This window comes from Qipengyuania sp. NPDC077410 (assembly GCF_044543405.1).
Taxonomy (GTDB): Bacteria; Pseudomonadota; Alphaproteobacteria; order Sphingomonadales; family Sphingomonadaceae; genus Qipengyuania; species Qipengyuania pacifica.
Genome location: NZ_JBITWB010000001.1, coordinates 856,834 through 875,431 on the forward strand (window position 1 = coordinate 856,834; position 18,598 = coordinate 875,431).

Below are 18,598 nucleotides of genomic sequence, written 5' to 3' on the forward strand. Positions count from 1 at the left end.
TTGGTCAGCTAAGAGGCTTGGCTGGCCATTTCAACGGAAAACGCCTTGCTGCGAGTCGTTATCAACGTTCCCATCGCGAGGTGGCGCATTCCCCATGCGCGCGGTCGCGGCGAACGGATCGAGCGGCGTCCGACCATCAGGGCCCAGCAGATAATCGGCAAACGATCCTGCATTCTGCTGAAGACCCTTGGGAGTGAGCCCGGTGAAGTAGCGGATTTCCTTGATCATATGACCCTGATCGTAAAACGCGGCCTGGATACCCGTTTCGATCGGTTCGGGAATGTCGGGCCGAAGCATATGGGCCGCCGCGCGAATGGCGCGGAACCGGCGGGCGAGCCGGACCGGCGACTGCCCGAAAAACCGCGCCACCAGCCGTTGTGCCTGGCGTTTCGAATAGGGCAGCGTCGCATAAAGGTCATTGATGTCCGGACGGATCGAGCTTGCCAGCCATTCGACTGTTCTTTGAATTACGGCCATCTGCCTGTTCGGCAAGGGTGTCAGCGCCTTTCTGGCAACATCGCACATGGCGCCCGCCAATCCCGCGTCGTCCAGCGTCCCGGCGTGCCAACGCGGTATCAGCGCCGTCAGTTCGTCGCCCAGTCGTTCGCCGAGAACATAGTCGGGTTCGAGAAAGCGATCCTGATGTTCGTCTACCGCCAGGCCTGTCAGCGTAGCCCAGCCCAGATGGTTCAGCGAAAGCCCGCATACGAACGCCGGGCCATCAACCACGATTCGCCGCGACTCGCCCATCGGGGCAAGGAAACTGGCCACGCCGGCATCTTCCAGATCCGTTGAGCCGAACTGCATCCGTCCGCGTCCTTGTGCGATCACAACCATCTGACCTGAATAGGCCGGTATGTGATCGTCGATCACGGTTTCCGCGGTACGCCAGACATATATCCCGTTCAGATAAGGCGCGAGATCAGTCGGCAGATCGAGATATTCGAGCGAGTGCGAAGGGTCGTCTTTTTGCAGTCGCGACAATACCTTCCCCCCGAAGTCCCAACTTTGCGGCCCCCTCGTATTATTACGCAGACGGGCCGCAATTCGTAATCACACCACTGTGCGAAGCGCCACCAAATATGGAAGCGGGCGACAAAAAAAGGGGGTAGCCCGTTAAGGCTACCCCTTTGAAGTCGAGAACTCGTTGCAGAAATGCTCCGAGCCCTTCGGGTCGCAAGGATGTGTTAGATCGAATCTCCGCGCGTTGATTGTATGCAAGCGACAGACCTGCCCGAAGCGGCCCACTTTTTCTCGGATTCAGCGCCCGCCAAGGGGCATGAAGCGTCTCGACATGATATCTGCGCCGCGCCATGGCGCAGGGCATGATATTCGATCTGGCCCGCTCACTGCTCTTCAAGATTGATCCCGAGCTTGCCCACCGCCTTACTGTGAGGGCGCTTGCCGTTTCGCCCCAGGCCGGTCCGCCAAAAACAGGGCCCCTCGCAGTCGAGGTGGCAGGGCTGCAGTTTCCCAATCCGCTCGGAATGGCCGCGGGATTCGACAAGGATGCGGAGGTACCCGACCAGCTTTTGGGTCTGGGCTTCGGATTTGCCGAAGTCGGCTCTATCACGCCGCGTCCGCAAGCGGGCAACCCCAAGCCGCGGCTGTTCCGGCTGGTGGAAGATCGGGCAGTGATCAACCGGATGGGCTTCAACAATCGCGGAGCCGATGCTGCCGAAACCCGGCTCGCCAGACGATCGGGACGCCTTGGCATCGTAGGCGTGAATATCGGCGCCAACAAGGACAGCGAGGACCGGATCGCCGATTACGAAGTCATGGCGCGAACAATGGCGCCGTACGCTTCCTATCTCGCGGTCAACATATCGAGCCCAAATACGCCGGGCCTGAGGGCACTGCAGGACGAAAATGCCTTGTCCGGCCTGCTGGACGCCGTGATCGATGCGCGCGGCGCGAACACCGTGCCCATTTTCCTCAAGGTGGCGCCGGATCTGGAGCCAGCCGATATCGACGCTATTTCGCGGATCGCGATCGACAAGGGGCTGGGCGCTCTGATCGTGTCCAACACAACCATTTCGCGTCCCATCCTCAAGTCGCGCCAGGCTGGTGAAACCGGCGGGTTGTCCGGTGCCCCCTTGCGCGACCTTGCCCAGCAGCGGTTGCGCGATTTCCGCCGGGCCACCGGTGGGGCCGTGCCGCTCATCGGTGTCGGCGGCATTGCCGAAGCGGCCGACGCCTGGGCCCGCATTCGCGCCGGCGCCAGTCTCGTCCAGCTCTACAGCGCGATGGTCTTCGAGGGGCCGGGGCTACCGCGCAGAATTCTGAAGGGTATGGAGCAATTGATGCAGCGCGACGGCTTCGCTTCAATTGCCGAAGCGGTCGGAAGCGAATAGCACCATGCGCATGTCCAGAACCCTATCCGCATCGCTACTCGCGCTGGCGCTTGCCGCCTGCACGACGAATACTCCGCTTTCTTCGACGTCTACAGACGCGCCTCGCAGTCTGGCTGGCGCCGTATCGGCCGCCGACCCACGCGCTCAGGCAGCGGGTGAAGAGATGCTCGCCCGTGGCGGCAGCGCAACCGACGCGGCAATCGCGGTCATGCTGGCATTGGGCGTAGTCGAGCCGCAGAGTTCGGGCATCGGCGGCGGCGGGTTCATGGTCCGCGGTACGGCAGACGGGTCGGTCGGCACGTTCGATGGCCGTGAAACTGCGCCTGCCAGCGCCACGCCCGATTGGTTTCTGGATGAAAACGGTCAATTGCCGCCCTTCATCGAATCGGTACGCAGCGGATTATCCGTCGGGGTACCAGGCAATATCGCTTTGGCCGCCAAAGCACATGCCGCCTACGGAAAGCTGCCCTGGGCCAGCCTGTTCGAGCCCGCGATCAAGCTCGCGAGCCAGGGTTTCGAAATGAATCCGCGTCTGAACGGAATGCTCGAGTCAGCGAGGAACCGCTCCGCACACTCGGCACAGGCGCGCAGTATTTTCTTCGATGCCGAAGGCCAGCCGCTGCCGGTGGGCACCGTTGTGAAAAACGAACAGCTTGCGCAGACGCTTGAGACGATCGCCAGGGGTGGCCGTGCAGCCTTTTATTCGGGAGACACGGCCCGCGCGATCGCAACGACCGTCGCCAGCGATACGCCGCATACTGATGCGATGACCTATGGCGATGTCACCTCTTATGACGCGAAAGCGCGCGACGCCGTGTGCGGAAGCTATCGCGAGTACCGCGTCTGCACCATGGGGCCGCCGACCTCGGGCGGGGTGGCCGTGCTGCAGATGCTCGGTCAGCTTGAGCGTTTCGATCTTTCCGCGCTCGGGCCGCGCAATCCTATCACGTGGCACCTCTTCGTGGAATCCCAGCGGCTCGCCTATGCGGACCGCGAACTTTATCTTGCCGATACCGATTACGTGTCGGTACCCGTGTCCGGCCTGCTCGCGCCCGATTACATCGCCAAGCGCAGTGCGCTGATCGACGAGCGCGGCACGCTTGCCGAAGCCGTCGCGGGCGTGCCCGCCGGCGCATCGACCGCATTGGCGGATGGCGACGAACCCGAAGAACACGGGACCACGCATTTCGCTGTGGTCGATGCCGACAATACCATGGTCAGCTATACATCGACTGTGGAAGGGCCATTCGGATCGGGCCTGATGGTGGGCGGATTCTTTCTGAACAACGAGCTCACCGATTTCAGCCGTTCGCCCGATATTGACGGCAAGTTGGTCGCCAATCGCGTGGAAGGCGGCAAACGCCCGCGCAGCTCCATGTCGCCGACAGTGGTTTGGGATCCGCAAGGCAGGCCATTCCTCGCGATCGGCGCTGCGGGCGGCAGTACCATCCCCGTCCAGACGGCACGTAGCATCATCGGCGCGATCGATTTTGGCTTATCGGCAGAGGAGATGCTCGGCCTGCCGTTCATCATGGCCTATGGCGACCGCGTTATGCTCGAAAAGGGTACTTGGCTGGAAGGCGCACAGGCTGCGTTCCGATCACTGGGCCACAAGGATGTGTTTCTTCAAGAAGCGCCAGTCAAAGGCGGCGCCGTCTTATATGGAGCGTCCGGGTGGCAGTCCGCGCGTGACCCGCGTCTTGCCGGGCAGATCGAGGCACCCTGACACTGGTGCAGACCAACTTGCCGATGTCATGGCAGGGGCCTAAGCCCGGCACATTGTTAAATAATAACGTGCGTTGAGGAGCCTGCCGTGCTGTCGGATATCGATTCCGCCAACAATCTTGTCGAACTTTTCCTGAAACGTGCTGACGAAAAGGGCGATCTGCCTTTTCTCGGCGCAAAATTGGGCGGGGTGTGGCAAACGACAAGCTGGAGCGCAGCAGCCGAGCAAGTTTGTCTGTTGGCGGAAAGCTTGCGGGAACTGGGCCTGAAGAATGGCGACCGCATCTGTCTCGTCGCCGAGAACCGGCCCGAATGGTGCATCGCAGACTTGGCCATCATGGCGGCGGGGTGCATCACCGTCCCGACATACATCACCAACACAGAACGCGATCACGTTCATATTCTCGACAATTCAGGTGCCAAGGCGGTGATCGTCTCGACCGAAAAACTGCTGAGGCCGCTCCACGGTGCCTTGCAGGCGACGGGCGTCGCTGAACACGTCATCGGCATAGATGATCTGCACCGTCAGCAGTCCGGGAGCTTCGCCTATCACAAATGGGATCGCATGCTCGAGGGCGATGCAATCGCGGCGCGCCGGGCGGTAGATGAGAGGATCTCACGGATTGGGCGCGGTGATACCGCATGTATCATCTATACGAGCGGCACGGGCGGAGCGCCGCGTGGCGTCATGCAGCACCATGGCGCAATCCTGTGCAATGTCGCCGGCGCCGCCGAAATTCTCATGGAGGATTTCGGAATCGAGCAAGACGAGCGCTTCTTATCCTTCCTGCCACTGAGCCACGCCTATGAACATTCTGGCGGCCAGTTCTTGCCCATCGCGGTCGGCGCCCAGATTTATTATTCCGAAGGACTGGAAAAGCTCGCCAGCAATATCGAGGAAACGCGCCCGACCATCATGGTTGTCGTTCCGCGCCTGTTCGAGGTCTTGCGCACCCGAATACTCAAGCAGGTTCAGAAGCAGGGTGGCCTTGCCGAAAAGCTCATGAATACAGCTCTCGAGGTCGGCGAACGCCGCGCTGCGGGTAATCCGAAATTCGGCGACCAATTGAAGGATTTCGCGGTCGCCCGTTTGTTGAAACCCAAAATCCGCAAGCGTTTCGGGGGTCGCATGAAAGCGATGGTGTCCGGTGGCGCGCCGCTCAACCCCGACGTCGGGATATTCTTCGAATCGATGGGGCTGACCATGCTTCAGGGCTATGGGCAAACCGAAGCAGGGCCTGTCATAAGCTGCAACCGGCCCGCCGCCGGCATTGCCATGCATTCCGTCGGCCCGGCTCTGCGCGGAGTAGAGATCAAGATCGCAGAGGATGGAGAAATCCTTTGCCGCGGCGAACTCGTCATGCATGGATACTGGCAGAACGAAGGCGAAACTGCGCGGACGATCCAGGATGGCTGGCTGCACACCGGCGATATCGGACACCTCGACGACAAAGGCCGGATTGTCATTACCGACCGCAAGAAAGACATGATCGTCAACGACAAGGGTGACAATATCGCGCCGCAAAAGGTCGAGGGCATGCTGACGTTGCAGCCCGAAATCGGTCAGGCAATGGTGGCCGGCGACAGAAAGCCATACATTGTCGGCCTGATTGTGCCCGACGCGGAGTGGACGCTTGAATGGTGCCAGGCCCAAGGCAAGCAGTTCGATTGCAAGCAACTTCAAGAACTGCCTGAATATCGTAATGCTGTGCGCGCTGCTGTGGACCGTGTTAACAAGGATTTATCGGTCGTGGAGAAGGTGCGCCAATTCGCTTTTGCCGACGAGCCTTTCACCATCGAGAACGAAGAAATGACACCCTCGATGAAAATCCGTCGCCATAAGATCAAGGAACGTTATGGCGAACGGATGGATCGCCTGTATCGCGCGTGAGGTGCGAAACCAGTTCGGCAGCAAGAGGCGGTCGGTGCGTAGTGATCTACGCTGTCGGTCGCCCCTGATTTCTGAGGATCTCAAGCGGCTTCTTCGATAAACTCCGGGTAGAAGCTTGGTTCGCGGTCGCTCCATCCAGGAGCAGTCGCCGCGGCTTCGCTGATACTTTGCAACAGCATCTTGCGCCGGTCCGGCCGGATTTGCGGCAGCGCGGCAGCGGCACAAAACGCACTTGGCAGCCACGGCCGCGCATCGGCCGAAATCAGCCGTTCGTAAAGAAAGCGAAACGCCGAAAAACTGTCTATGCGCTCCTGCGCTAAATCGAACGCCGCGACGCGCGTCAGTTTGCCGACAAACCCTTCGATGCTGTCGAAACCCGACTGTTCCGGAATCGATTGCCGTAAGGCTTTGAGTTCCTGGTAGGCGACATACTGGCTGCGAATGGCCGCGTTTTCACCTGCGTTGCGACCCCATATGCGGAACGCGTCGCAGCGACCCAGTCCGATATCGAGGCTGCGGCGGATGTAACGCTGTTCGGCGGCGGTAAAGCCGGCAAACTCGCGCATTTCGGCAATGGTCAGCGATGCGGTTCCCGTGACAGCCATGATGGCGTTCCCCCTGTTACAAGGAGGAGTTTCACCCAAGATGGTTAACAAGCGGTTTGCGCAGTCGAAATTTCACCGCATCGTGCCCACGGTTGTGACGCATGGCCTGCGCTTTGAAGAAGGCGCAGGGTTACACCTTTGAAAAGGTCAGTTCCGCAGGGCAGCCCTTCTCGTGTTAGATAAGGCCCGCGAGCGGGCTCGACGGATCGGCATATTTGCGGGTGCCCATGCGCCCGGCAAGATAGGCATCGCGGCCCGCTTCGACCGCCAGTTTCATGGCACGGGCCATGCGGATGGGATCCTTGGCTTCGGCAATCGCCGTGTTCATGAGGACGCCGTCACAGCCAAGTTCCATCGCCACTGCGGCATCAGAGGCAGTGCCGACACCAGCATCCACCAGCACCGGAACGTTTGCGCCTTCCTTGATCAGGCGGATGGTCACGCGGTTCTGAATGCCCAGCCCGGATCCGATTGGTGCACCCAGCGGCATGACCGCAACTGCACCGGCATCTTCCAGCTGTTTGGCCGCGATAGGATCGTCGACGCAGTAGACCATGGGCAGAAAACCGTCCTTGGCGAGCGTTTCGGTCGCAGTGAGAGTTTCGCGCATATTCGGATAAAGGGTGCGCGCTTCGCCAAGCACTTCCAGCTTCACCAGATCCCAACCGCCCGCTTCCCGCGCCAGGCGCAGAGTACGGATTGCGTCATCGGCGTTGAAACAACCGGCCGTATTGGGGAGATAAGTGACCTTCTTAGGATCGATATAATCCGTGAGCATCGGCGCCTTCGGATCGCTGACATTGACCCGACGAACGGCGACGGTAACGATTTCGGCGCCCGAGGCTTCAAGCGCGGCGGCGTTCTGTTCGAAATCGCGGTATTTCCCGGTTCCGACGATCAGACGGCTGGTAAAGGTTCGCCCCGCGACGGTCCAGCTGTCGCTTTGCGCTTCGACGCCTTGGCCGCCGCCGACGAAATGCACGATTTCCAGATTATCGCCTGAGGTAATGGTGTGCCCGCCCAGTTCGCTGCGCGGCGCAATCGTCCCATTATGTTCGACCGCGACCTTTGCGGGATCGAGATCGAGCTCACGCACGAGTTCGGCGATGGTAGTAGCGGCAGTTCGGCGGGTTTCGCCATTTACGGTCAGGGCAATCATGCCGCCCGACTTAGTCCCCGCAGCGATCCTTGCAAGCGGCGGAATGAACATGACGCAGATTGAGTATGTGACCAAGCGACACGAGCGCCACGCCGATGATCGTCAAAACGGCTTCCTTGATGCCATGCGGTACGGCCAGCGCACCGCCCATGAAGGTCAGGCCCGTCATCGCGACCACAAAGGGTGCGGCGACACGATGCCGCACCGCGCCCCAGCCAATGGCAACACCGGCAATGAGGGTCGCAGCGACGAGGCCGATCCGATGGACATCGGGCGCAAAGAATAACTCGCCCCCGATACCGAAGGCCGACACAAGCAGGATCGAAAGCACGCAATGCACCGCACATGCCGCGGAGAGAAAGATCCCGGCACGGTCAAGCCTCCGACGAATCGGCGAGATTGCGCGTTGCAACATGACATTGCAGTTATGTTATGGTGTATCCTATTTCAAGGGAAACCGTCCCGGCCCGGCATCTTTCCTGTCGTTTGCGCGAACCGAGCGAACACTTTCCCTATTTGCGCTTGCACTGCGCGAATGGCGGAACCAGAGACGCTAGCCATGTCCAAGATTAGCAAGCATGCGCGCCCGAATGCGTTGGCCACCTGGCTCTTCATCGTCGCAGCCATGGTGGTTTTGATGGTTGCGGTGGGCGGCATTACGCGCCTGACCGAAAGCGGGCTGTCGATCACGCAGTGGAAGCCGATCACCGGTGCGATCCCGCCGCTTTCGGAAACCGCGTGGCAGACGGAATTCGACCTCTACAAGGCGACGGGCGAATACAAGAACGTGACCGGGCCAGCGGGAATGGATCTGGAGGCATTCAAGTTCATATTCTTCTGGGAATGGTTCCATCGTCTTCTGGGCCGCCTGATCGGTCTCGCGTTCGCGGTCCCGCTTGCTTGGTTCTGGGTCAAGCAAGCGATTCCCTCGGGATATAAGTGGCGCCTCGTTGCTTTGCTGGCCCTGGGCGGTCTGCAGGGTGTGTTCGGCTGGTTCATGGTGCGCAGCGGCCTTGCCGGCACGATGACCGATGTGAGCCACTTCTGGCTTTCGATCCATTTGCTGACTGCATTCTTCACGCTTGGCGGTCTGGTCTGGACTGCGCTCGACCTCAAACGACTCGCTCACAGCCAGAGGAAACCATCCCGGTGGACTGGCATGGCCAGCGTCGTCGGCGCCATCCTGTTCGTCCAGTTACTTCTCGGCGCCTGGGTCGCCGGTCTCAATGCCGGACTGGCATCGGACACCTGGCCGCTGATGCAAGGTCGCCTCGTTCCAGAATTCGACAGTTCTCACGGAGCGCTCTGGGCAGTCACGCATGACCCCTTCCTGCTCCACTTTCTCCACCGCTGGTGGGCCTGGATCGCGCTTGTCGCACTGATCGTCCTGGCGAGAAAAGTGAAGCCGGTGGAGCGGAAGGCTTCCGTCGCGATACAGGCGGTCGTGGGAACGCAGATCATTCTCGGGATCATCACGGTTATCACTGGCGTCGCCCTCTGGGTTGCGGTGGCACATCAGGTAGTGGGCGCCTTGCTAGTGGCGAGCTTCGCATGGGGCGTTCATGCGTTGGGCAGACGCACCTGACGGCGAATTATGCCCGCCAATAATGGCTGGGCGCTGCTCTGCTGTAGCCAGGACAACGCGGATGTGGCTCGGGGCGGCATAGTTCCAAGGTTGAATTCCGGACTCGCGAGCCCTTAATTCCACTTGTGGTTTTATTTTACCTCACTCGAGAACCGCGGAATTGCTTGACTAACGAGCGATCTCCAGCCATTTGGCGCGCGCTTCGCGGGTCCACAACTGGGGATTCGCCGATTGGCGCCACCGCCTTTTTGGGGTGGGGCACGAACACTAGGAACGGAAACCAGCCATGAAGGCTCTTACGAAGGCCACCCGGTCGATCAAGCCGGCCGAGGTCGAAAAGAAGTGGCACATCATCGACGCCGAAGGTCTCGTCGTCGGTCGTGTCGCGGCGATCATCGCCAACCACCTGCGCGGCAAGCACAAGCCGAGCTACACTCCGCACGTCGATTGCGGTGACCATGTTGTCGTCATCAACGCTGGCAAGGTGAAGTTCACCGGCAAGAAAATGAACGACAAGGTTTACTACAAGCACACCGGTCACCCGGGCGGCATCAAGGAAACTACTCCGGCCAAGGTGCTGGAAGGCAAGTTCCCCGAGCGCGTGCTTGAAAAGGCTGTCGAACGCATGATTCCGCGCGGCCCGCTTGGCCGTGCGCAGATGCGTGCGCTGCATGTATTCGCCGGCACCGAGCATCCGTATGACGGCCAGAAGCCCGAAACGCTCGACGTTGCCTCGATGAACCGCAAGAACAAGGTTGTCGCATAATGGCCGACGAAACCAAGAACGAAACCGTTTCGGATCTCGCCGATCTGAAGGACATCGCCGGTGACGCGCCTGAAGGCGACGCTTCCGATATCGCGGCAGCTGCCGACGTTCCGCTGCGTGAGCAGGAACTGGACAAGGAAGGCCGTGCGTATGCAACCGGCCGCCGTAAGGATGCGACTGCCCGCGTGTGGCTCAAGCCCGGCAGCGGCAAGGTCATCGTCAATGGCAAGGACCAGGAAGTGTACTTTGCACGTCCGACGCTGCGCCTGATCATCGACCAGCCTTTCACGATCACCGATCGCCAGGGCCAGTACGATGTCGTCGCCACCGTCAAGGGCGGCGGACTTTCGGGACAGGCAGGCGCCGTGAAGCATGGCATCAGCCAGGCTCTGACCAAGTACGAACCGGCCCTGCGCAGCACCGTCAAGGCTGCTGGCTTCCTCACCCGCGACAGCCGTGTGGTCGAGCGTAAGAAGTACGGCCGTGCCAAGGCACGCCGCAGCTTCCAGTTCTCGAAGCGCTAAGCTTTATTCGATCTTTGGATCACCAGGGGGGCGGTTCCGCAAGGAGCCGCCCTTCTTCTTTGTCCGCAATGCGCGTCAGTGCACTGGCGGATCGACGCGCGGGACCTGCCGCACGGGTGCCACCGGCTCGCCCTCGTGACGCGGCGGCATGGCATTTTCGGGGACGTCGTCGATTTGCATGTCGCGGGTTTCGATATGCTCGAGATTGCGCACGCAGACTTTCAGCGTGCTGCCATCCCATTCGATTTCGTTGAAACTGGGCGGTGTCGAACGGGTCCGCTTGGACAGGGTACCTGCCCCGACCATGCGCACCGCACCTTCCTGCGTGTTTTCCAGAATATCGAACGCGTCATGCACATGGCCCGACAGGACTGCCTCGACGTTACGCTTCGCCAGTTCCCGCAAAGCGTGGTCACCATGCTTTGTAAGAGCCGTCCCCTCCGTGCCGACTTCGCGAAGGGGGTGATGGACGGCAACCAGAACCCGCGTACCCTTCGGCAGGGAATCGATCTTTGCCAGGCACCGTTCCAGCGCGCGCGGGCTGACCCAGCCCTTCGACCAATTGAGACGCGGCTGCATGCGAACCGCAGTCTTCAGCGGCACGATGGCAAGCGAGCCGAGATCCAGCTCTCGCTCGACCTTTTCCTGCATGCCGCGAAACCGCTTGTACGGTGTGGCAAACCGCTCGAACAGATTGAAGTAAGGCAGGTCGTGATTGCCCACGCCGACGGTAACGGGCGCATCCAATGAATTGATCCACTGCGTTGCCGCAGCAAATTCCCGATGACGCGCGCGCATCGTCAGGTCCCCTGTTATTGCCACCGCATCGGGGCATTTATCGGAGATTTCCTGCTTCACCCAGTCGAGTGCGCGGTTGTTCTCAAGTCCGAAATGGATATCGGAAAGGTGGAATATGCGGCGAAATTCAGTAGCCATGCGCAGTCGCTAGCAGATCGACCGGGCATTCAGCCACCGTGAATTCGGCACGGGATTCCAGCTGTGCCGGCTCCCCGTCGATAAGGATGTTCAAAGGTTCGCCGGCACAATTTTCGATCACGAGCCGGTCGAGCAGGCCAAGGCGTTCGTGCGGACCTTCGCGAAACCGGCGGCGCAACACTGCCCAGCTCTGCTGCAGGAATTCGCCTGCGTTCTCGAGCGGATAGCCATCGGTCTGCATGCCGCGGTGGCTGGGGGTCAGCTCGATCAGCGGGTAGCCTTCCTGATCGCCGATGGCGGGATCGACCATACGGACGCGCGCACCGCCCGTCGTTTCGGCCAAGGCATCACTGGCACCTTGTGCAAGGCTGGCGACGTCGAAATCCCGCATGGCTTCGCGCACGCCGGCCCAGGCCGTGCCCGGCCCGACAAGCAGCCCGGCATGCGCCCGCCCGGCGTCGCAGCATGCCATCAGCGGGCGGATCGCCCGGTAAGCACCCCGCGCAATGCGATCGAGGACATCTTCGCAGGTGGCTTCTTCGCCGTGGAGCCTGACACTCAGCAGATTCATCGTGCCGCCGGGCAACACGAGGATTTCCCCATCCCAGCCGGAAGCGGCCTCGATCACCGCATTGAGACTGCCATCGCCGGTAAAAACGATCAGACGCGATACGTTTCCGTCTTCGAGTTCACGGGCGGTCGGAAGATCATCGGCTGGAAATTCAATCCTTCTTTCTTCGCCAAGACCGTGAGCGGCGAGAGATTGATCGAGAGCCCTCAGGCCAGCATCGTCATTGCTGCCACTGCGTGAATTGACCACCAGCCAGGTTTTATGGGACGACATGCCGAGAAAGCGCGGAACCGACGTCGCAGTTCCCGACGCTCAGACTCTACCGTTGAGTAGCAGCCATGCCGTTACCGCGTTGAGCGCGCTATAACAGCCATAGACCCATGCTGCAGCGGGCCAGCCGTTATCGCTCAGGGCCATTGCGACAATCAGCACGCAGAACTCTATCACTAGGGACAGCTTTCCGCCGTTCGCAGTGAAAGATTGCGGCAGAGTATCGAGCATCGGGTGGTTCGATTCCAGAACCGCCTTGTGAACCGCGAAGTTCACGGTGCCGAGAACAAATAGGATGCCAAGCAGCATAACGGACGTTCTAGGCCATTCCGGACCGTGCTGCCAAATCCCTTCTCTTCGCGAGCCTTAGCGCCCGGCCATTGCCTTGACCTTTGGCAGGTAGGTCCGCCCGATACGCAGGGTTTCGCCATCGTCCAGTTCGACCGACCACACGCCAAGACCGTCGTGGCGCAGGCCCGTTATGCGATCTTTGCGAAGGATGGTGGACCGATGGATACGAATGAACTTTGCAGGATCGAGCCGTTTTTCCAGGCCCGCGATGGTTTGCAGCAGAAGATAGGTCCTGGCAGCGTCGTCACTACCGACATGCAGGCGGACGTAGTCGCGCTCGGCATCGATCCGATCGACTTCCGACGTCGCGATGCGAATGAGTTCGGAACGATGCGGAATCCATAGCTCATCCAGCCAGGCGCTTTCCGACCTGCTTCCTTCACCGCGTCGCCCTGCGGCCCGCGACACCGCCCGCTCCAGCCTTTCAGGCTTCACCGGCTTCAGCACATAATCGACCGCATCGAGATCGAAGGCTTCGACTGCGTAATTGTCATGTGCCGTCACGAAAACCACGGCCGGACGCTCCGTCTGTTTGGCCAATGATTTCGCGACCGAGATACCATCCACTTCAGGCATCGTCATGTCGAGCAGGATGAGATCGGGCTTGAGGGCATCGACCAGCCGCAGCGCCTGCGCCCCGTCGCTCGCTGTGCCGACGACCTGAATGGCGGGGATCTTGGCGCAAATGACCTGCATCCGTTCCACAGCCAGAGGTTCGTCATCGACGATTAGCGTCTTCAGCGTTTCGACCGGATTTTCAGCCATGCTTCACCATCGGTAGTCTCAGTTCGGTTTCATAGCCGGTCAGCGTTGCACCGGACACGATCGTAGCGGCGTTGCCGAAGCGCGCCTCTATCCGATCCCGCACATTCGCCAGGCCGATACCGAATCCATGTTTATCGCCCGCGCTTCCCGGACCGTCGTCGCTCACCGTCAGTACGAGGCGCCCGTATTCTTCGCATGCCGTAATCGATATCGTCACGGGCTTGCTGGAAACCGAAACGCCGTATTTGACCGAATTTTCAACAAGGGGCTGCAGGATCATGCCTGGCACCTTGTAGCCTGCAAGTTCGGTGGGAAGATCGACCCTGACCCGAAGCCTTTCGGGGAAACGAACCGATTCGATTTCGAGGTAATGCTCCTGCAGATCGATCTCGTCTTCGAGGGTCACATCGCCGGTCGAATCGTCGGCCAGACTGTGGCGATAGAAACGGGAGATTGTCTGGATCATCTGTTCCGCCCGTTCGGCCTTGCCGGTCATCACCAGTGCGGACAGCGAATTGAAGGTGTTGAAGAGAAAATGCGGATTCACCTGATATCGTAACGAGCGCAGTTCGGCCGCCTTTGCCGCGCTGCGGAAGCGCTCGCCCCGGCGTTCGGCAGCGCGTGCCTGCGCCCCTGCGAGCAAGGCGAGAAACAGCGCGGCCCATGCCAGCAGCAGGAAGTAGCGCCCGATCGCGAGATCGAAGGTCATTTTCCATTGGTCGAGCGCCGTCGGCGCAGGCGCAATCAGCACGCTCTGGGGCAGCACGTCCTCGACATCCTCGTTCATTTGCGTGCGCGGAAGGTCGATCAGGAGATTACCGGCATCGTCGCGCCTGAGAGCGATCCCCCGATCCTTGCCCATCTGCTGCTCGACCTTCTCCTCGATCGAATCGAAGACCCAGCGGTTGGCCTGCGCGATCATGATCGCGCCCGGCATCGAGGCGATTAGCGCCACCGCGATCTTGATGCCGAGTGATCGCTGCTCGACGACGCGCAGGCATAGCCAGAGCAAAGCGGTGACGCCTACCCCGATCAGACAGACGAGGGCACGGCGCCACAGGAGCTCATCCTGGAATTCGAGGCCGACGATCGCGCCGCGCAGGGTGATGAGCAGGAAATAGCACAGCCACACGCCGACCATGGACGCGAACACGACCTTTACCGGTACCGGCTCGTCATCGGGACTTATCTGGGGTTCATTGGTCGACACGATTGAACGTGTGCCCATTCGCTCCCGCAATTGCCAGAGCCGCGGTCGACAGCCCTGTGTGGTTGGTCGACTGGCCTGCTATTCGGCAGGCTCGAATTCCCCTTCGGCGATCCGGCGACGCCATTCTGCCGGGGCAAGCGTGTGAACATTATTGCCCGCAGCATCGACCGCTACGGTGACAGGCATGTCCTCGACCTCGAATTCGTAGATCGCTTCCATGCCGAGATCTTCGAAGGCGACGACCTTGGCGCCCTTGATGGCGCGGCTGACGAGGTAGGCCGCGCCGCCGGTTGCCATCAGATAAGCCACCTTGAACCTGCTGATCACCTCGACTGCGTTGTGGCCACGCTCCGCCTTGCCGATCATGGCGAGGAGGCCGAGGTCGAGCATCGTTTCAGTAAATTTGTCCATACGCGTGGCGGTGGTGGGGCCGGCGGGGCCGACGACTTCGCCCATGACGGGGTCGACCGGACCGACGTAATAGATGGCGCGGCCCTTGAAATCGACCGGCAGCGGCTCGCCGGCATCGAGCATGTCCTTGATCCGCTTGTGCGCCGCATCGCGCCCGGTGAGCATCTTGCCCGACAGGAGAAGGCGGTCGCCATGCTCCCAGCTGGCGACTTCTTCCGGGCTCAGGGCGTCGAGATCGACGCGCTTCGCCGCGGCGTCAGGCTTCCATGTCACCTGCGGGTATTCGTCCAGCCTGGGCGGCTCGAGATAGGCCGGCCCCGAACCATCCAGCGTGAAGTGTGCATGCCGCGTGGCGGCACAGTTCGGTATCATCGCTACCGGCTTGCCGGCGGCATGGCACGGCGCGTCCAGGATCTTCACGTCGAGCACGGTCGAGAGACCGCCGAGCCCCTGCGCGCCCACACCCATGGCATTGACCGCATCGAATATGTCGATGCGCAGCTGTTCGATATCGCTTTGCGCGCCGCGCTGCTTGAGCTGGCTCATGTCGATGGGATCCATCAGGCTCTGCTTGGCAAGCTTCATGCAATGTTCCGCGGTGCCGCCGATGCCGATGCCCAGCATCCCCGGAGGACACCAGCCCGCGCCCATGGAGGGGATCTGTTCCAGCACCCAGTCGACGATATTGTCCGACGGGTTCATCATCTTGAACTTCGACTTGTTCTCGCTGCCGCCGCCCTTGGCAGCCACGTCGATACCGATCGAATTGCCGGGGACCATCTCCACCGAGAGCACGCACGGCGTATTGTCGCGTGTATTGCGACGCGTGAACGCCGGATCGGCAAGGATCGACGCGCGCAGCTTGTTGTCCGGATGATTGTAGGCACGGCGAACGCCTTCATCGACGACTTCCTGCAGGGAGCGTTCGCTGTCGAGGCGGCAGTTCATGCCCCATTTGACGAAGACGTTGACGATACCGGTGTCCTGACAGATCGGCCGGTGCCCTTCGGCGCACATGCGGCTGTTCGTCAGGATCTGGGCGATTGCATCCTTTGCCGCGGGGCCTTTTTCGGCCTCGTAGGCATCGCCCAGGGCGCGGATGTAATCCATCGGGTGGTAGTAAGAAATATACTGGAGGGCGTCGGCGACGCTCTCGATAAGGTCGTTTTCGCTGATGACAGTCATGTCGCTCATCGCCGCAAATTCCCATGTTGCAGATTTGCGCTCCCCGATAGGCGCGTTACCGGCCATCGGTCAAAGCGCTTGGCCCAAACCGGCCATGCGCCTAAAGGCATCTGATGCTTGCACAAGCGTATTATTGATGTAATACAGTTCGCGGAATGACCATGACATTGACCTCTACCCGCCCCGATTATGCCGCCGCCCGGAAGGCGATGATCGATAGCCAGCTGCGCACGAGCGGCGTGAACGAGACTTTCGTGCTCGATCGCATGAAGGCCGTTCCGCGCGAAGATTTCGTACCCGAAAGCGCGAAGGCTACGGCCTATATGGATAGAGCCATCCGCCTTGAAGGTGGCGGCTTCCTGCCCGCTCCCCTGTTTCATGGTGCAATGCTGGCAGAAGCGCGGCCGGCATTGGACGACCGGGTTCTGATCGTGGACGCCGGCAGCGGATATCTGCCGGCGCTGGTCACACCTCTCGCCGGCAAAGTCGATGTGATCACTCCGGAAGAAGCCGCCAACGGCGACAAGCGTGGAAAGTATACGCTTATCCTGGTCGATGGCGCGATCGAGCATGTGCCCGCGGCGCTGGCCAAAATGATCGATGAAGGCGGCCGTGTCGTTACCGGCATGGTCGAACGGGGCGTCACGCGGCTCGCCACCGGGCGCAAGTCCGGCAAGGCGCTGGCACTGCTTCCACTCGCCGAAATGGGAATTCCGCGGCTCGGCGCGTTCGACCGGCCACAAAGCTGGAGCTTTTGATGCGCCGCGCCGGGTTTGTCAGTGTTCTGAGCATCGGGGCGAGTGCCTTCGCGCTCGCGGCATCCAACCCTGCGCAGGCAGACACACTGCAGGAAGCGCTGACCAGCGCTTACGAAAACAACCCGATCCTGCTGGCAGCAAGAGCAGGTCAGCGCGCGACCGACGAAGAAGTACCGATCCAGCGCGCCCAAGGCTTGCCCACCGTCAGCGTGGCGGGCGCCTACACCGAATTTCTCAAGCAGAGCGCCGTCCAGTTCGCCGCACCTGATCGAGTGGTCCAGATTGGCCCCACGTTAGAAGTACCGATCTATTCGGGTGGCGCCGTCAAGAACTCCCTGAAGGCAGCGAAGGAGCGCGTTTCGGCCGGACAAGCCGATCTGCGTGCAACCGAAAGTTCGGTCTTCAGCCAGGTCGTCGCCGCTTACATGGACGTCTTGCGCAACGAAGCGATCGTGTCGCTGTCGGCCAATCAGGTCGAAGTCTTGGGCGTCAATCTTCGGGCCACGAGCGACCGGTTCGAAATAGGCGATCTCACGCGCACCGACGTGGCGCAGTCGCAATCCCGGCTCGCGCTGGCGCAGAGCGATCTGGAAAGCGCGCGGTCGAACCTGATCAGCGCCCGCGAAACATACATCAGGTTGGTGGGCGAGGCGCCGCAGGATTTGCAGGCACCCCCCGACCTTCCGGGCATCCCCGCTGACGTGGAAACAGCGGTCGATGTGGCGCTGGCCAACAATCCCGACCTGATCGGCGACAAGGAACGCGCCGTAGCCGCGGGTTTCGACAGCGAGGTGGCGGGATCGGGACGAACCCCGCGTGTGTCGGTTTTTGCCGGCGGCAATTACACCGATTATCTGGGCACGCTGGGCGGCAATCTGGCTGGCGTGTCGCAATCCGAAACAACATCCAATGCCGGCGTACGCCTCAGCATCCCGATCTTCCAGGGCGGTTTGCCCGCGGCGCGCCAAAGGCAGGCGCAGGCTCGCGAGTCGGCGGCGCTGGAACAGGTCATCGCTACCGAGCGCGACGTAATCGCGCAGGTCCGCGCCGCGTGGGCAAGCTGGCAGGCATCGCTGGCGGTGATCGATAGCAGCCAGGTGGCCGTCGATGCCGCATCGCTCAGCCTGGAAGGCGTGCAGGCGGAAAATTCGATCGGTACGCGCCAGATTCTCGACGTGCTGAATGCCGAACAGGAATTGCTGAACGCGCGCGTGCAGCTCGTGACGGCCCGCCGAAACGCCTATGTTGCGGGCTTTTCACTGCTTGCCGCCATGGGCCGGGCAGAAGCACGCGACCTCAACCTGATGGGCGAAGGAATGCTGTATAATCCTGCGCTCAACTACGAACGCGTCCGCGGCAAGATCTGGGATTGGGACCGCGATCCGGACCCTGAAGCCGAAGCGACCCGCACAGTCGACGTGCCTGCGCCGGACGCAAGCTATCCGACCGATGGTGAAAACACTCTGGAATCAGGCTATCGCGTTCGTGTACCGAATCGGGAAGAACCGATTCGTTAACAGGGGCCTGACAGA

18 protein-coding genes are annotated in these 18,598 nt (G+C 61.0%); 8 read left to right on the top strand and 10 right to left on the bottom strand.

Features of this window, described 5'->3' with window-relative positions; translation table 11 throughout:
* Window positions 1-30: 30 nt before the first annotated feature.
* Window positions 31-984, bottom strand: coding sequence for a helix-turn-helix domain-containing protein (locus ACIGGE_RS04170; protein WP_397489524.1), 954 nt, complete (start codon window positions 982-984; stop codon window positions 31-33).
* A 341-nt stretch (window positions 985-1,325) separates the two neighbouring features.
* Here ACIGGE_RS04170 and ACIGGE_RS04175 point away from each other — a divergent pair, with 341 nt between their 5' ends.
* The 3 genes from ACIGGE_RS04175 (at window position 1,326) to ACIGGE_RS04185 (ending at window position 5,970) form a co-directional block, all read left to right on the top strand.
* Window positions 1,326-2,354, top strand: a complete 1,029-nt coding sequence (locus ACIGGE_RS04175; RefSeq protein ID WP_397489525.1) for a quinone-dependent dihydroorotate dehydrogenase — start codon at window positions 1,326-1,328, stop codon at window positions 2,352-2,354.
* A gap of 10 nt (window positions 2,355-2,364) precedes the next feature.
* Window positions 2,365-4,080 (top strand): gamma-glutamyltransferase, encoded by a 1,716-nt coding sequence (ggt, locus tag ACIGGE_RS04180; RefSeq protein WP_397489526.1) that lies wholly within the window; start codon window positions 2,365-2,367, stop codon window positions 4,078-4,080.
* 87 nt (window positions 4,081-4,167) lie between these two features.
* The gene (locus tag ACIGGE_RS04185; protein ID WP_196847251.1) at window positions 4,168-5,970 is read left to right on the top strand and encodes a long-chain fatty acid--CoA ligase; all 1,803 of its coding nucleotides are present in this window, start codon (window positions 4,168-4,170) and stop codon (window positions 5,968-5,970) included.
* An 80-nt stretch (window positions 5,971-6,050) separates the two neighbouring features.
* Here ACIGGE_RS04185 and ACIGGE_RS04190 read toward each other — a convergent pair whose 3' ends face one another.
* The 3 genes from ACIGGE_RS04190 to ACIGGE_RS04200 form a co-directional block, all read right to left on the bottom strand.
* Complete coding sequence (locus ACIGGE_RS04190) at window positions 6,051-6,575, bottom strand: hypothetical protein (protein WP_103024763.1); 525 nt, start codon at window positions 6,573-6,575, stop codon at window positions 6,051-6,053.
* 175 nt (window positions 6,576-6,750) lie between these two features.
* The gene (thiS, locus tag ACIGGE_RS04195; protein ID WP_375245650.1) at window positions 6,751-7,734 is read right to left on the bottom strand and encodes a sulfur carrier protein ThiS; all 984 of its coding nucleotides are present in this window, start codon (window positions 7,732-7,734) and stop codon (window positions 6,751-6,753) included.
* 10 nt (window positions 7,735-7,744) lie between these two features.
* Window positions 7,745-8,149, bottom strand: a complete 405-nt coding sequence (locus ACIGGE_RS04200; RefSeq protein WP_103024761.1) for a MerC domain-containing protein — start codon at window positions 8,147-8,149, stop codon at window positions 7,745-7,747.
* Window positions 8,150-8,293: 144 nt separating this feature from the next.
* Here ACIGGE_RS04200 and ACIGGE_RS04205 point away from each other — a divergent pair, with 144 nt between their 5' ends.
* From ACIGGE_RS04205 to rpsI, 3 genes are all read left to right on the top strand, one after another.
* Window positions 8,294-9,319, top strand: a complete 1,026-nt coding sequence (locus ACIGGE_RS04205; protein ID WP_397489527.1) for a COX15/CtaA family protein — start codon at window positions 8,294-8,296, stop codon at window positions 9,317-9,319.
* A gap of 286 nt (window positions 9,320-9,605) precedes the next feature.
* The gene (gene rplM, locus ACIGGE_RS04210) at window positions 9,606-10,085 is read left to right on the top strand and encodes a 50S ribosomal protein L13 (protein ID WP_103024759.1); all 480 of its coding nucleotides are present in this window, start codon (window positions 9,606-9,608) and stop codon (window positions 10,083-10,085) included.
* Window positions 10,085-10,609, top strand: a complete 525-nt coding sequence (gene rpsI, locus ACIGGE_RS04215; protein ID WP_247714192.1) for a 30S ribosomal protein S9 — start codon at window positions 10,085-10,087, stop codon at window positions 10,607-10,609. The genes rplM and rpsI overlap by 1 nt, the downstream gene beginning before the upstream one ends.
* A 75-nt stretch (window positions 10,610-10,684) precedes the next feature.
* On the opposite strand, the gene ACIGGE_RS04220 is transcribed toward rpsI, so the two are convergent.
* Genes ACIGGE_RS04220 through ACIGGE_RS04245 form a run of 6 tightly spaced genes read right to left on the bottom strand, consistent with a single transcriptional unit; the run spans window position 10,685 to window position 16,308 of the window.
* On the bottom strand, window positions 10,685-11,545 hold the full coding sequence (locus ACIGGE_RS04220; RefSeq protein ID WP_301642011.1) for a metallophosphoesterase: 861 nt from the start codon (window positions 11,543-11,545) through the stop codon (window positions 10,685-10,687).
* The gene (locus ACIGGE_RS04225; RefSeq protein WP_221596768.1) at window positions 11,535-12,389 is read right to left on the bottom strand and encodes a diacylglycerol kinase family protein; all 855 of its coding nucleotides are present in this window, start codon (window positions 12,387-12,389) and stop codon (window positions 11,535-11,537) included. The genes ACIGGE_RS04220 and ACIGGE_RS04225 overlap by 11 nt, the downstream gene beginning before the upstream one ends.
* Before the next feature lie 39 nt (window positions 12,390-12,428).
* The gene (locus ACIGGE_RS04230; RefSeq protein ID WP_221596770.1) at window positions 12,429-12,695 is read right to left on the bottom strand and encodes a hypothetical protein; all 267 of its coding nucleotides are present in this window, start codon (window positions 12,693-12,695) and stop codon (window positions 12,429-12,431) included.
* Window positions 12,696-12,752: 57 nt separating this feature from the next.
* The gene (locus ACIGGE_RS04235) at window positions 12,753-13,502 is read right to left on the bottom strand and encodes a LytTR family DNA-binding domain-containing protein (protein WP_103024754.1); all 750 of its coding nucleotides are present in this window, start codon (window positions 13,500-13,502) and stop codon (window positions 12,753-12,755) included.
* Window positions 13,495-14,730 (bottom strand): sensor histidine kinase, encoded by a 1,236-nt coding sequence (locus tag ACIGGE_RS04240; RefSeq protein ID WP_397489528.1) that lies wholly within the window; start codon window positions 14,728-14,730, stop codon window positions 13,495-13,497. The genes ACIGGE_RS04235 and ACIGGE_RS04240 overlap by 8 nt, the downstream gene beginning before the upstream one ends.
* 60 nt (window positions 14,731-14,790) lie before the next feature.
* The gene (locus ACIGGE_RS04245; protein ID WP_397489926.1) at window positions 14,791-16,308 is read right to left on the bottom strand and encodes a fumarate hydratase; all 1,518 of its coding nucleotides are present in this window, start codon (window positions 16,306-16,308) and stop codon (window positions 14,791-14,793) included.
* Window positions 16,309-16,469: 161 nt separating this feature from the next.
* Between ACIGGE_RS04245 and ACIGGE_RS04250 the strand changes: the two genes are divergently transcribed.
* Both ACIGGE_RS04250 and ACIGGE_RS04255 read left to right on the top strand, forming a co-directional pair.
* Window positions 16,470-17,066, top strand: a complete 597-nt coding sequence (locus ACIGGE_RS04250; RefSeq protein WP_397489529.1) for a protein-L-isoaspartate O-methyltransferase — start codon at window positions 16,470-16,472, stop codon at window positions 17,064-17,066.
* Window positions 17,066-18,583: a TolC family outer membrane protein gene (locus ACIGGE_RS04255; protein WP_196847259.1), complete on the top strand. Its 1,518-nt coding sequence runs from the start codon at window positions 17,066-17,068 to the stop codon at window positions 18,581-18,583. The genes ACIGGE_RS04250 and ACIGGE_RS04255 overlap by 1 nt, the downstream gene beginning before the upstream one ends.
* The last annotated feature ends 15 nt before the right edge of the window (window positions 18,584-18,598 follow it).